Annotated in this window: 12 protein-coding genes; 5 read left to right on the top strand and 7 right to left on the bottom strand. The window is 67.9% G+C overall.

From position 1 onward, the window contains the following. Positions 1–15 precede the first annotated feature (15 nt). The 3 genes from IPI67_25860 to IPI67_25850 form a co-directional block, all read right to left on the bottom strand. A complete protein-coding gene (locus IPI67_25860; GenBank protein ID MBK7583606.1) occupies positions 16–1,104 on the bottom strand; it encodes an AAA family ATPase in 1,089 nt (362 codons plus the stop codon). Continuing rightward, positions 1,101–1,961 carry a hypothetical protein gene (locus IPI67_25855; GenBank protein MBK7583605.1) on the bottom strand — a complete coding sequence of 287 codons (861 nt, stop codon included), beginning with the start codon at positions 1,959–1,961 and terminating at the stop codon, positions 1,101–1,103. Before IPI67_25855 ends, IPI67_25860 begins: the two co-directional genes overlap by 4 nt. A gap of 91 nt (positions 1,962–2,052) precedes the next feature. Beyond that, positions 2,053–2,802 (bottom strand): SIMPL domain-containing protein, encoded by a 750-nt coding sequence (locus tag IPI67_25850; GenBank protein ID MBK7583604.1) that lies wholly within the window; start codon positions 2,800–2,802, stop codon positions 2,053–2,055. A 309-nt stretch (positions 2,803–3,111) separates the two neighbouring features. On the opposite strand from IPI67_25850, the gene IPI67_25845 reads away from it, so the two are divergent. Next, positions 3,112–3,435 (top strand): hypothetical protein, encoded by a 324-nt coding sequence (locus IPI67_25845; protein MBK7583603.1) that lies wholly within the window; start codon positions 3,112–3,114, stop codon positions 3,433–3,435. A gap of 43 nt (positions 3,436–3,478) precedes the next feature. On the opposite strand, the gene IPI67_25840 is transcribed toward IPI67_25845, so the two are convergent. After that, positions 3,479–4,105, bottom strand: a complete 627-nt coding sequence (locus IPI67_25840; protein ID MBK7583602.1) for an adenylate/guanylate cyclase domain-containing protein — start codon at positions 4,103–4,105, stop codon at positions 3,479–3,481. An 84-nt stretch (positions 4,106–4,189) separates the two neighbouring features. Here IPI67_25840 and IPI67_25835 point away from each other — a divergent pair, with 84 nt between their 5' ends. Then, complete coding sequence (locus IPI67_25835) at positions 4,190–6,406, top strand: DUF2330 domain-containing protein (GenBank protein ID MBK7583601.1); 2,217 nt, start codon at positions 4,190–4,192, stop codon at positions 6,404–6,406. Between the two features lie 288 nt (positions 6,407–6,694). Here the strand turns inward: IPI67_25835 and IPI67_25830 are convergent, their stop codons facing one another. Both IPI67_25830 and IPI67_25825 read right to left on the bottom strand, forming a co-directional pair. After that, positions 6,695–7,177: an SRPBCC family protein gene (locus IPI67_25830; protein MBK7583600.1), complete on the bottom strand. Its 483-nt coding sequence runs from the start codon at positions 7,175–7,177 to the stop codon at positions 6,695–6,697. Further along, positions 7,174–7,539 carry a helix-turn-helix transcriptional regulator gene (locus IPI67_25825; protein MBK7583599.1) on the bottom strand — a complete coding sequence of 122 codons (366 nt, stop codon included), beginning with the start codon at positions 7,537–7,539 and terminating at the stop codon, positions 7,174–7,176. The genes IPI67_25830 and IPI67_25825 overlap by 4 nt, the downstream gene beginning before the upstream one ends. A 140-nt stretch (positions 7,540–7,679) precedes the next feature. Here IPI67_25825 and IPI67_25820 point away from each other — a divergent pair, with 140 nt between their 5' ends. Then, on the top strand, positions 7,680–8,453 hold the full coding sequence (locus IPI67_25820) for a class I SAM-dependent methyltransferase (protein ID MBK7583598.1): 774 nt from the start codon (positions 7,680–7,682) through the stop codon (positions 8,451–8,453). Positions 8,454–8,460: 7 nt separating this feature from the next. Here the strand turns inward: IPI67_25820 and IPI67_25815 are convergent, their stop codons facing one another. After that, positions 8,461–8,994: an ester cyclase gene (locus IPI67_25815; GenBank protein MBK7583597.1), complete on the bottom strand. Its 534-nt coding sequence runs from the start codon at positions 8,992–8,994 to the stop codon at positions 8,461–8,463. A 99-nt stretch (positions 8,995–9,093) separates the two neighbouring features. On the opposite strand from IPI67_25815, the gene IPI67_25810 reads away from it, so the two are divergent. Then, on the top strand, positions 9,094–11,022 hold the full coding sequence (locus IPI67_25810; GenBank protein ID MBK7583596.1) for a c-type cytochrome: 1,929 nt from the start codon (positions 9,094–9,096) through the stop codon (positions 11,020–11,022). A gap of 1,356 nt (positions 11,023–12,378) precedes the next feature. Then, complete coding sequence (locus IPI67_25805) at positions 12,379–13,668, top strand: ISAs1 family transposase (GenBank protein MBK7583595.1); 1,290 nt, start codon at positions 12,379–12,381, stop codon at positions 13,666–13,668. Positions 13,669–13,677: the final 9 nt, after the last annotated feature.

Here is a 13,677-nt window from a genome sequence, read left to right as displayed (position 1 = left end):
AGATGGGGCGTGCCCTCACCCCCGCACCCACCCCGCCCCCGCCAGCTCCCCCGCCAACGCCACCAATATCACCCGCGGGTCACTCGTGCGCAGCGTTGGCAGCGCGGACAGCGGCGTCTTCTTGTCCAGCATGCGACCGAGCTCGACGAGAGCACGCGCCGTCTGACCCTCGCGCGCGGCGTACTCGTCGCGATACGCGCCGAGCGCGCTGCTCAATTCAGGCTCGCTCGAGATCCGCGCTTCGAGCTCGCTCACCCACGCCGGCGCCTCGCTGACCGCGCGGTTCAACAAGACCGCCGACGCTCCCAGCGAACGCTCCCTGAGCTCGCCCACCAAGTAAGCAGCGTCGTCCAGCGAGCTGCCGCTCGGGCCCGTCACGATCACGTAGCGCGTGCTCGGCATGCGGATGCGCTCCTCGACCCGGCGGGTCAGATCGAGCCACTTCTCGCGCACCGGCATGAACTCCGCGAACAGCGCCGCGATGTCGCGGATCGCGACGACGCCGACGAGGTTGGACACCAGGTGGCCGACGCGCTTCTTGCCCCAGGCGAGCAAGCCGCGGTCGTCGGGGCGGTCGTCGAGGGCGGAGCCGGCGAGCTTTGCCAGGCCCACCATCCACTCCAGCGTGCGCGCCTCCAGCATGCGGCCGAGGCGTCCGGGGTAGTCGAGGAACTCGAGGGCGTGGCGCGAGGGAGCCGTGTCGAGCACGACTTCGTCGTAACGGCCGGAGTTGAGCTCGTGGTCGATGAAGGCCACGCTGATCAGCTCGTGCACACCCGACAGCGCGTTCGACAGCTCGCGGTACATGCCGTTCTCGAACACGCGGGCCCGCGCGGCCGGGTCGTCGAAGAGCCAGGTCACGAACAGATCCACCGAGCGCTGGGCGTCCGGCATGCGCGCCCAGAGATCCGTGCCGTCCACCTGAATGGGGCAGGCTTCGATGCCGATCTGAACGCCGAGGGCGTCCGCGAGGCGGCGGGCGGGGTCGACCGTCACCACCAGCGTGCGACGACCCTGCCGCGCGAACGCGAGACCGAGGGCCGCCGAGGTCGTCGTCTTGCCGACCCCCCCGCCACCCACGACCACCGTCAGCGCGGCGCTCATGTCGACCCCTCCAGGTGGCGTGCGAGCTCCCGCGGGCTCGGATCGCGGAACATCTCGGGGATCTCGACGATGCGCGCAGTGCTGATGCCGCCGAGCGCGGTGAGGGCGAGCAGCGCGTCGGCGCCGAGCTCCGCATCTTCGGCGAGCGCGTGGGTGAGGGGCGCAAACACCGCGTCGCGCGCGGCAGCAGCCTTCACCTGGATCAGCTCCGCCGGTGTGGGTTTTCTGGGGACCCGATTCACGACCAGCAGATCGGGCGCGCGGGACAGCTCCTGAGTCAGGCGCAGCACCAGCTCCCGGGTCTCCGACGCCACCACCGGCTCCGCCGTCGAGACCACGACCAGCGCGCTGCACTCGGCCGGCAAGATCTCCTCCTGAATGGCTCGGCACATCTTCGCCGCGGGGCCGACCTTCAGGAAACGCTCCGCCGCCGCCGGTACGCGCAACCAGTCCACTGCGTGCCCCGTCGCCGGCAAGTCCACGAACACCCGCGCGTGAGGGCTCTCGCTCCGCAAGGAGCGCACGCGATCGAGCGCCACCAGCTCTCGCACCGCAGGCACCGCTTCGACCACCCGCTTGAGCGTCTTCTGCTTGACCACCAGCCGGCCAAGCAGGCGGCTCCCGAGCATGGACGCGATGGCGTGGCCCAGGGCGTCGATGTACTCGACGACGAGCGGGGTCACTCCGTCGGCTTCGTGGCCGAGCGCGCGGCTGCCCCCCGCGGCGTCCTCGAACTCGACCAGGATGGCGTGCCCGCCGCGATCCGCCTCCGCGCGGGCGAGAGCCGCCGCAACGCTGCTCTTGCCGACACCGCCCTTGCCGGTGACGAAGACGACGGGTTGTCGCAGGAGCCGCACCGCGTCCTTTTTACGACCCCTGGCCCGCAAGGGAAAGCCCCGTGCGGGCCGTGGACGCGTTGTCGCCGCCAGTCGATGGACCGCCGCAGCTTCAGCCGGTAATGCCCCAGCGCACGCGCACCTCGACGGCCACGCTGCCGGTCCCGCGCTCGATGGGCATGCGTGCGACGTCGGCGCCCTCGAGCGGCATCGTCGGCAAGGTCGCCTCGTTCACGGCCACCTCTTCGATGGTGACGGGGCCGCCGAGCCTGAGCCCGCTCAGTCGCGCCAGCTCTTCGGCGCGACGCCGTGCGTCGGCCACCGCCTGTTTGCGCGCGTCGTCGCGGAGGCGGGCCGGATCGTCGAAGCCGAAGCGGATGCCATTGACCCGGGTGGCGTTGCCGCCTGCCGCCGTCGCCTCGTCGATCAACCGTCCCAGCGTGTCGAGGTTGCGAGCCTTGACGTTGACGCTCGTCGTCACCGTGTAACCGACGATGCGCTCGCGTCCGGCGGCCTGGTCGTAGCGGGGTGAAATCGTGAGACTGGAGGTCTGCATGTCCTTGGCCTCGACGCCGTGCCTTTTCAGCGCACCGATGACCTGCTCCGCCGCCTTCGCGGCAGCGGTGCGCGCGCGGGCAACGCTCGATGCGTCGGCCTCGACTCCCACGTCGAAGAAGGCGACGTCGGGGGCGGCGCTGGCTTCGCCGCGGCCGGTCACGCTGATGCCCGAGCTGCTCGGCGCGGACACGACGAGCGGTGTGGGTGCCGCTGGCGGCGATGCACTTGGGCCCAAGGCCTGAGTGCAACCGGACAGGGCGGCGAGTGAAATGAATGAGCAACCAAGAAAGGAGAGTTTCTTCATGCTCGGTGTGACGACCCGCGCGCTCGAAAGATCTCCGGTTGCACGAGGCGCGAGCGGGTTGCCGCGCGGTGACCCCGAACGTGCACACCCCTGCCGGGACCGAACTCCGGACGCACCGTCCGCCTTACACCGAACCGGCCGAAAACGTGGGCGACTTGCCGGGTGACGAAGCGCTGGCACGGTCACTGACCGCTTGGTTCGGGCGCGGGGCGACACCTGGCTATGCGGCCGCGGGTTTTCGTCTATGCTGCCGCGCTTCGGAGGGTTTCATACATGGTGCGTACGTCTCGTTTGACTGTTGGATTGGGCATGGCTGTGATCGTGGTCGCGCTTCTGGCGTGCAAGAAGAAGAAGGAAGAGGAGACAGGCTCCGGCTCTTCGTCCGCTGCGGCAACCGGGGGTGAGACCGGTGTGCCCGAGTGTGACGAGTACCTGACCAAGTACGAGAAGTGCTTGAAGGAGAAGGTCCCCGCCGTCGCGCGCACGCAGATGGAAGAGGGTTTCAAGACTACCCGTGAGACTTACAAGAACCTCGCTTCGAACCCGGCGACGAAGGCGGGCATGGCCGCGGGCTGCAAACAAGCCCTCGAGACCGCCAAGACCGCCATGGCGAGCTACGGCTGCAGCTGGTGATGTTCCCGGTCCGTGAGGCGCGCGCCGCTGTGTCGGTCGTGCCTCACGGGTTCGTGGGCTTCCACACGACGCGGTAGTTCTGCTCCGACGCGGTCACGCTGCCGAGCGCCTCGAAGGCGAGAGCGGGGTCGTCGCCGAGCTGCTTGCGCATGGCTTCCGTCACCAGGATCTCGCCGGCCTTGGCGGTGTCCTCACCCAGCTTGCTGGCCGCGTTGACCTCGCGCCCCCAGACGTCCTCGTCCCCGATGCGCAGCACTCGCCCGTACCCGATGCCGACGCAGAGCAAGATCTGGTCCTCGGGTTTGCGGCGCTGACTCACCTGACTGCACGCGCGCTGCATGGCGATGGCGCAGTCGAGCGCCCGGCGCGGTCGGCGAAACAGCAGCATCAAGCTGTCCCCTTCGGTCTTGAGCAAGAGCCCGTCGTGAGCCGCAATGATGGGGGTGAGGAGCAGCTGGTGCTCCCAGATGACCTGCAAGAAGTGGATGATGCCGAACTGCTCGACGTTGCGGGAGAAGCCGGCCAGATCCGTGAACACGACCGTCCAGTCTTCGCCGAACAGATCCCAGATCCGCTGATCGAGGGTCTCCACGTCCGCGCCGGTCGTCGCGCGCTCGGCGATCAATTTCCAGAGTCGCGCGCCGCTTCTGCCCAGATCCTGCTCATCCATGGCCACGCAGCGTAGATCGAGCCGCGCGCAGCCGTCGATGCTGGTGATCGACGTCGCGCGGCAGTTGCGCTTACTCTCGGCGGCATGTTCACGCGCCGCACCCTCACGCTGGGTCTGTTCCTGGCCCTGGTCGTCAGCTGTTTCTGGCCGCTCCGCGACGCGCGGGCGTGTGGCATGTTCGTCGCCGAGCTGAAGAGCCAAGCGCCGCCCAGGATGGAGCACGAGCGCACGCTGATTTTGTGGGACGCCGCCAGCCATCGGCAACATTTCGTGAGGGAGGTGCGCTTCACCAGCACCGGTGAGCTGCCCTTCGGGTTCATCGTGCCGACGCCTGCCCGACCCGAGGTGAACGACGTGAAGAGCCCGCCGTTCGACGCTCTCCAGGGACGTTTTCCGCACACCCTGCTCGACACGCCCGAGAGCGACTTCGGTGCGCCCGGTGGCAAGGGTCAGGGTGAAGGGGTCGGACGGGGGATTGCTTCCGGAGGCGGAGCGCCGGTGCAGGTGCTCGAGAAGAAGCGCGTGGGGGACTTCACGAGCTTCGTACTCGCGGCGACAGACGCGAAGGCGCTGGCCGACTGGCTCAAGAAGAACAAGTTCCGCGCCAGCGAGGCCGGGCAGAAGTGGATCGAGCGCTACGTGAAGCTCGGGTTCTTCTTCGTTGCCCTGCGCTACGAAGGCAAGAAAGTGAAACTCGGCGAGGAGCAGGAGCTCGTGAGTCGCTCACTGCGGCTCAGCTTCGATACTCCGCTCCCGTACTACCCGTACGAGGAGCCGGCGGACGCACCGGACCAGTCCGGTCGCGAGCTGCAAGTGTGGCTGGTCACCCAGGGTGTGCACGTTCCGCTCGCGCCGGTCGTGCGGGGAGGGCGGGTGGAAATCCGTCGGCCCTGGAGCGAAGGGGTACGCTATGAGGGTGCGGCGGAGATCAGCTCGGTGCTCGGCGCGGACCTGGGTGCGTTTGTGTTAGCGGGTGCGCAGTTCCAGACGTTTGGCGATTGGGGGCGGCAACGCCAGGGTTTCGGCGATCTGATCCTGGTGCCTGCCCGAGCGGAGGGCTGCGACGCGACGTGTGTGACGGAGCGCCGGCCGCTGATGGTGCTGCTCGATCCCACGCTGACTGAGGTGACGCCAGCGCCCCCCTCAGAGCTCGTCATCGCACCTCCCGCACCTCGCACGCCGACCACGTGGACCGCGCCGCGCCAGCAGGCGCCGGCGATCGCGACGGGCTCTCCCTTCGGAAACAGCCTCAGCCTCGATTTGCACTCGGGGCTCGCGTGCGGCATCGCGAAGACTCCCCGCATGCCCGGCCTCGGATGTGCGCTCATGCTCGGCGCAGTCGGTGCGCTGGCGCTGCGTCGTCGCTCCCTCGTGCTCGCTTGTGCCGGCCTCGCGCTGGTGCTCGGCGCGAGTTGCGCAAAGCCGCCGACCCCACTGCCGAACACAGCGCCCGTCGCGGCTGGCTCGGCGGCGCCGTCCGCGAGCGCTGGCGAGGCGGTCGTCGCAGAAGACACGTCACCGCTGCCCGGTGTGCTCGAGGCGTTCAGCCTGCCGAGCGAAGCTGTGGCGCGGCAGAGGGCCGTGATGGGACTGCTCGCCGGCCATCCGGGGGACAAGTTGATCCCCGTGTGGTCCAACCGGGACGAGCGCGGCATGGGTCACGCTCGTCACCAGCCGACGAACGCGGTGCGAGATGTGGGTGCCATCGAGCAGCGCTGCGCGGCGGACCCCCGCGTCGAGGGTCTGGTGAGCTACGTCGTCGACAGCAACGAGTCGGGGGCGCCCCGCGCGCTGGTCGAAGGGCCCATGCCCAAGGGCGTGCTCGGCTGCGTCGAGGCGGTGCTCGTTGGCGGCGGTCCCCGCATTGGTCGGGGAGTCGAGCGCGGCGTCCTGTCGCTGGGGCCACTGACGCCGGAGACGATCGCGCTCCGGCGCAGCATCAAGGACGCGAAGCTCGGTGTTGGTGTGCCGCGGAACTCCCTTCGCTTGAAGCGCATCAGCACGACTGTGTCGGCGGGCCTGCCGCGCGAGGTGGTCGATCGCATCTTGCGCCAGCACTTCGCGCGTTTCCGCCAGTGTTATGCCAACGCGCAACACCCCGCCAACAAGGGCCAGGTGACTCTCAGCTTCGACATCGGGCGAAGCGGTACGGTCACCAGCATGGCCGCCAGCACCGCGGACGTCGCTGCGTCGACGGGGATTTGCATGGGCAACGCCACGCGCGCCCTGTCGTTCCCGAGACCGGAAGGTCAGGGCGCGGTCAAGGTGCGAGTCACGATCGGATTCGAGAATCCGAAGTGATTCGGCTTCGTGGGCATCGCGCTTCGAGCCCACGCGAATCAGCTGGGCGCCACGCCGGGGGTGACGCTCCGCGCTTGCCAACCGCCGAGGCATCGCGCAGCCTGGCGTCGAATGTCCTCAACCCCCGCCCGCGTACCGCGCCGCCGCGCTCTCGTCGCGCCCTTCGTCGTCACCGTCCTTGCCGTACCGGGATGCGGCGGCAACGTTGCCCCGACCGCGGACCCGAGCGGAGTCGGGCCGCAAGCCTCCTCCGCGAAAAAAGACCCTCCGTGACGCACGCTGAGTCGCTCAACCTGCCTTCATGTGAGCGACGAGCTGCTCGAGCGCCTTGCCCCAGCCGGAGTGAAAGCCCATCTCTTCGTGCTTCACGCGGCTCGCCCTGTCGGTATGCATGGCGATGGCCGTGTACTTCGTGCCCTCGCCGTGCGGTTCGAGCAGGATGGTGGCCGTGAAGTGGAACGGGCAGTTCTCACCCGGCGCTTGGCGTGACGGCCGGTACTCCGGCTCGAGCGCGTCCGTCCAGACCAGCTTCCGGTTAGGGATGATTTCCAGATAACAACCGACGTTCGGGAACTCCTCGCCCTCCGGCGAGCGCATGACCGTGCGAAAGGCGCCGCCGGGGCGCAGATCGATCTCACACGCCGTCGTGGTCCACGGCGCCGGCGTGAACCAGTGTTTGATGCGCTCTGGTTCGGTCCACGCCCTCCACACGAGCTCGGGTGATACGTCGACGGTCCGCTCGAGGACGAGATCTAGTTCCGGATCGATCATTTGCTCTTCTCCAATGCTCTCTTCTGTTCGGGGTGGGACTTCGAGTCTTCCAGGTAGCGGTCGAGCTGATCGAGCCGGCGCTCCCAGAGCGTGCGTTGTTTGACCATCCAGCTCTCCGCCGCTTTCAAGGGCTGCGGCGAGAGCCGGTACGTTCGGACCCGGCCGGATTTCCGCGAGCGGACCAGACCGCAGCTCTCCAGCACACTCAGGTGTTGCAGGAACGACGGCAGCGCCATGTCGAACGGCTTGGCGAGCTCGCTCACGGGAGCCGCCCCGCCGCTCAGCCGCTGCAGGACCGCCCTCCGCGTCGGGTCCCCGAGCGCGTGAAACACACGATCGAGCTGGGCGGGTTGATTAGGCATGTGCCTAACCATAGGCGCAGTTAATGGTTAGGTCAATACCTGAGTGTTGGCGGGCGCGGGCGCACGGCGAGCCGGAGGCAACGCGCACAAATGGCGGCGTGGGCAGGTCGCCCCAGCGCGTGATACGTTCCGCTCCCGTCATGCGAGATGCGATCCGTGCGCTCTTTCCTTCCGAGTGGCAGCCGCCCCGCGATGTCCCGCGTCGGGTGCTGGACCGCGTCGGGTTCTTCCGCGCTCGCACCTGGTTGGCCTCCCACGGCGAGCCGGTGCCGGACGCCGGCCTGTACCAGCCGCTCTATTCACCCTGGCTGGGTGACGCGGAGTTCGAGGCGCTGTTCGCGGTGGCCGACGGCCACACCCTGGTCAGCCGTGATCGTTGTTTCGTGCTCTGGAAGACGCTGGAGCAGGCGCTCAGGGTGCCCGGCTCGGTCATGGAGTGCGGAGTCTTTCGCGGCGGTACGGCGGCGCTGATCGCTCAGGTCTTGACGAACGCCGGAGCGGCGCGGCGCCTCAGCCTGTTCGACAGCTTCGAGGGGTTCCCCGACACGACCCGCGGTGTCGATCGCTTTCGCGCCGGCGATCTCGGGTCCACCTCGGTCGAGGACGTCCGGCGGCTGCTGTCGCCGTACCCGTTCATCGAGCTGCATGTCGGTTTCATCCCGGACACGTTTGCGGGTGCGAAGATCGCACAGGTCGCGTGGGCTCACGTCGACGTCGACATCTACCAGAGTGTGCTCGACGCCATCCTGTTCATCTACCCGCGCCTGGCAGCGGGTGGATACCTGATCTTCGACGACTACGCCTTCCCGAGCTGTGCCGGCGCGCGTCGCGCCGTCGACGAGGCGTTTCGCGACAAACCCGAGGTGCCGCTGTGTCTGCCGACCGGGCAAGCGCTCGTGGTGAAGTTGCCGTGAGTCGAGCTCACTTGAGCTGACGCAAGAGCGCAGCGACGTCCGTCAGCGACCAGACCTCGGCGATCCTGCCGTTCTCGAGGCGGTACACGGCGAAGTTGGCGGCCTTGACCTTGCGGCCGGTGGGTTTGATGCCCGCGAACTCACCCTGATGGGTGCCTTCAATGGTGACGCGCGCCGCCAGGCGGTCCTTCTCCTGCACCACATCGTCCACCGTGACCTTCACGTCGGGGAACGCGGCGATCAGTCCCTTGGCCAGATCCTTGAGGTAGGCGGTGCCACTGCCCCCTTCGGCGTCCGGGGCGACGCTGTTCACCTTCACGCTCGGCGTGAAGTACTTGTCGATCGCCTCGGGATCGTGACGGTTGTAGACCGCCTCGATGTAGTCCCGATAAGAAAATGGCGCCGTCGGTCCATCGGACTGGCTCGTGCCGCCCGGGCCGGCGACCTGGGGCAGGGGTTTGCAGCCAAGGGCGAGGCCAACGACGAGGGCTGCAGCCAGCCCGAGCCGCAGGTGCTTCCGTCCGCCCGCCATCACGCTCACGACGGTTGCACGAATTCCCGGGCTTCCGCAACGGGTTCGGGGGCCGCGTCCCCGCGATCCGGTTGTCCTTCGGGCCCGCGCTCGGGCACCATGCGGTCGATGCGCCGCGCAACGCTGTTGTTTCTCGTCCTGGTCATTGGTGTGTCGTGTGACAAATCCAAGCCCGGCGGCACGGGCGCGGCACCCTCGGCTCCGGCGCTCTCGGCCGAACCCAGCGCAGCGGCGGCGACCGGTCGCCTGGTGTTCGAAGCCAACTGCATTTCGTGCCACACCGTCGGGGAGGGGGACCGCACCGGCCCAGATCTCAAGGATGTCGGCAAACGCCGCACTCACGACTGGCTGGTGCGCTGGATCAAGAACCCTGCGCAGATGGGCGAGTCGGATCACATCGGTCGCGCCATCTCCAAGAAGTACGGCGACGTCATCATGCCCACGATCGCCCTGACGGACGCTCAGATCGATCAGCTGCTGGCGTTCGTCGATGACGCGAGCGTGCGCGGCTACAAGATCCCCGCGCGCCCGGCCAAGCAGCTCTCCAGTGCCGAGCTCGAGAAGGCACAGGGCATCTACTTCGATCGCTGTGCGGGCTGCCACGGCTCACTGCGGCAGGGTGCGTCGGCCCCCGCGATCGGCGCCGAGCGCGCCAAACAGATCGGTGCGGCCGGACTCGTCGCGACACTCAACCACGGGCGCCCGGGTGGCATGCCGGCATGGGGCGAGCTCGGGATCTTGTCGACCGCCGACGTCGAGCTGCTCTCGAGCTACCTGCAGCTGCCACCTATCGCTCGCCCCGAGTTGCCGCTCGACGTCGCAAAGAAGAGCTGGAACCTCACGACACCGGTCGCGGAGCGGCCGAAGAAACCGGCTCACACTCGCAAGTACCAGAATTTCTTCGCCGTGGTCCTGAAGTACCAGGGTTACGTCGCGATCCTGGACGGAGACACCCGCGAGCGCCTTGTGCAGGTCGACGTGGGCTTCGCCGTCGAGCTCGTGCGGGCTTCGGCTTCTGGTCGCTACCTCTATGCAATGGGGCGAGACGGTCGCATCACCCTGATCGATCTCTACACAAATCCGCCCGCCATTGCGGCCCAGTCACGCGGCTGTTTCGACGCGCGCAGTCTGGAGGTCAGTCGCGCGGCGTCCGACAAGTTCTTGATTCAAGGTTGTTACTGGCCACCGCAGTACGTGGTCTACGACGGCACCACGCTCGAGCCGCGGCACGTCGAGCCGCTCGCGCCGGCTGCGGACGGCGGGATCGCCGTGGCCGAGGCTCGGGTTGGCTCGATCGTCTCGCCGCGTGGCAAGCCATTCTGGGCGCTCGGGCTCATGGACTCTGGCGAGGTTGCGCTGGTCGAGTACGGCAAGCCGGGCTTCGGCGTGAGCGCGCGCTTCGCGGCCGAACGCGAGGTGATGGCCGGGGGGCTCGACCCGAGCGGGCGATATTTTCTCTTGCCCGCGCCCACGAAGAACCAGGTCCTGATCGTCGACCTCGAGGAGAAGAAGGAGATCGCACGCGTCGCGACAGGCAAGAACCCGCGGCCGGATCCCGGCGCACGCTGGGAAGATCCGGAGTTCGGCTGGGTCGCCGCAGTGCCGCAGCTCGGCGCGGAGAACCTGCTGGTCTTCGGCATCGACCCCAAGAAGCCGGAGCACCTGTGGAAGGAGGTGCGGAAGATCGAGGGTGTGCCTTCGGGCGCCCTGTTCGTGCGCACCCACCCGAAGTCACCCTGGGTGTGGCTAGACTCCCCCGCCAACTCGAAGCCCGAGCTCGCGCGCCAGATCTGTGTCATTTCCAAGAAGGAGGGCAAGGTGCACAAATGTTGGGCCCCTCGCTCGAGCGGTCGCGCGACGCACTTCGAGTACAATCAGGCGGGCACCGAGGTCTGGGTCTCCGGCTGGGACAAAAAGGGCGCGCTGATCATCTACGAGGACGCTTCGCTGGCAGAGGTGCAGCGCATCGAGGCGGACTGGGTGGTCAACCCGATGAACAAGATCAACGTCTACAACTCGGCGAACGACGTGTACTGAGGCGAGGTCCTCCCAGTCGCGGGGGCGCACGGCCCTCGCGCGCCGCAGCTCGGCGGTCGCACACACCGATGCCCCCTGAGCCAGGTGCAGCGAATCCGCCGCGTCGAGCGCCTCGGCGCATCCCCGCTCGGTAGTCGGGCCGGCTGAGGGGTGAGAAGTCACGCGTGTTCGATCACTTGGGCTCGGTTGAGCGGGTTCGCGGGGGCGGGCACAAATTTGCAACGGCGTTTGGTGTGGGTGCCCCCCGCTCGTCCGTCCTCGGCCGCTACGCGGCCTGCGGGCGGCCGTTCCCCCCCCTTGCGTCCGTCCTCGGCCGCTGCGCGGCCTGCGGGTGGCCGCGGGGGGGAAACCGGCGCCCGGCAGCCACTTCGCGAGCGCGAGAGCGAGGGTGCAGCGCGCAAGGCGGGGGCGTGCGCGTAGTGCGAGTGCGAAGGGCGAAGAGCGAAGAGCGAAGAGCGAAGGGCGAAGAGCGAAGAGCGAAGAGCGGGGAAGGTACGGCTCGCTCGGCATTCTCATTCTGTCACCGTGCTCGGCGGCGTCCCAGGCCACAGCCGCGGCTGCGCCGCGGTGCTCGGGCGCTACGCGCCCTCGCAGCCTGGACCCCGCCTGTGCGCGGTGACCCTCCTTTGCCGTCGGCTTGCGCCGACAAGGAGGAAGAAGATGTTGCGAATCTATCCAGTCATTCTCGAAGTCCTGCGTGAGCTCCGCGCCCTCATCGCTCAGATCGAACGCCGTGACTCCGATCTCACCAGACAACTCCGCCGCTGCGCCGCCAGCATCGCCCTCAACGTTGGCGAAGGCATATTCTCGAGGCAAAATTCGGGGGGCCCGCTATCACACCGCTCTTGGCTCCGCTCGCGAGGCGCTCTCCTGTCTCGAGGTCGCTTGCGCGCTTGGCTATGTCGTTTCGCTAGTGTCGTGAGTCCGCAATTCGCAACCGAATTGCGGACCGCGCTCCGCGCGGCGCTGCTATCGCAGCGCGGACACTATCTTCCTCGAAAGGGCGCCGCGCGCCCCTCTCGCGCTTCGCGCGATTCACCCCGCGGAATTCGCTCCGCGAAGTTCGCTAGTGTGCCGAGGTCACATCTTGCCCGATTTGCGGACTCGGCACACTAGAGCCTGCGCTCGTCGCCAAGCTCAATCGCGTCATCGGCACGCTCGTTCGCTTGGTCGGCAGCTGACCCCCTGCATTCAGCCCGGCGCCGCCTTTGTCGCGGCGCCGGGCTCTTTCATCGAATGCCTGACGTTGCTGCCGCGACAGATCGAGTCGACGCAAAACACGCCACCACGACCCAGCGCAGGCAACAGCAAGAGTGTCCTGACTGTTTCGTGGTCGCAATCACGAAGGAGAGCGAGATGGCACAGTCCGTACGCAGTAAACGCAGGATCCTGGGTATGCTGGTGAAGCGGGTCGGTGAAGCGCGGCTCGACGAGGTCGTCGACCCACACGACCCACGTGGGCGCCGTTGGGCGCTCGAGACGTTGTTGACCGGAGCGTTGCTCGGGCTCGTGGCGGGAAGCCGGAGCCTGAAGGACGTCGAATGGATCACCGACGAGCTGACCCCGGCGGTCCGCGCCAAGCTCGGCATCTCACGGCGCGTTCCGGACACGACCCTGCGCGACACCCTCTCCGCGCTGTCCCCCAGCGATCTGCGACCAGCTCTGCACAACGCCGTTCGTGCCGCCCGGCGCAGAAAATCCCTCGAGCCCGATGACCTGCCCTTCGGTGTTGTCTCGCTCGATGGCAAGGGCACGGCAGTACCCGCGGCCGATGACTTCTACGCCCAACGGCAGACCGCGGGCGAAGACGGCCCGCTCCTCGGTGTCGTACGCACCCTTACTGCCACGCTGACCAGCAGTTGCGCTCGTCCAGTCATCGACGTGCTCTCGATCCCAGCGATCACCAACGAGATGGGCGTGTTCCGTCGAGCCCTCGACGAGCTCATGGCGGCCTACGCAAAGAGCGACATGTTCCGGCTCATCACCTACGATGCTGGCGCCTGCTCCAAGGAAAACGCCCAGGCAGCGCGCGACCACGGCCTTCACTACCTCTTGGCCATCAAGAGCACGCAGCCGACGCTGCACGAGGCGGCCGTGCGTTGGTTGGGTGCCCTTGGCGCAGAGAGTGCGACCGCTACCAGCAGCGACATCGCCCACGGCAACACCGTAGTGCGCCGGCTCTACGTGGGTGACGCGGTCGCTGCGCCGGAGGGCTGGGACCACCTGCGCACCGTGCTCCGGGTCGAGGTCGAGACGCTCGGCGCAAACGGCGCGCGCATCGCCCACGAAAACCGCTACTTCATCTCGAGTCCGACCCGCCGCCGGCTGACCGACGCGCAGTGGCTGCTCGTCGTGCGCCAACACTGGGGCGTCGAGACCTCTCACCCGATCATCGACACCGCCTTCGCCGAGGACGACCACCCGTGGATCGAGCAGAACCCGCGGGCGACCGTCGTGGTCATGCTGCTGCGGCGCATCGCCTACACGCTGCTCACGTTGTGGCGCGGCGTGACCTTGCGCAGCGACGAGCAACGCACGATGCCCTGGCGTGACGTGATGCGCGACATCCTGCTCGCCGCCGTCACCGCCACCGCCGAGCAGCTCTGCGCCCTGCGTCGCCACCGACTTGCGCACGCTCCGGCGTAGCCACCGTGC

This window comes from Myxococcales bacterium (assembly GCA_016706225.1).
Classification (GTDB): Bacteria; Myxococcota_A; Polyangia; order Polyangiales; family Polyangiaceae; genus JADJKB01.
This window is presented reverse-complemented; position numbering and strand designations above follow the sequence as displayed.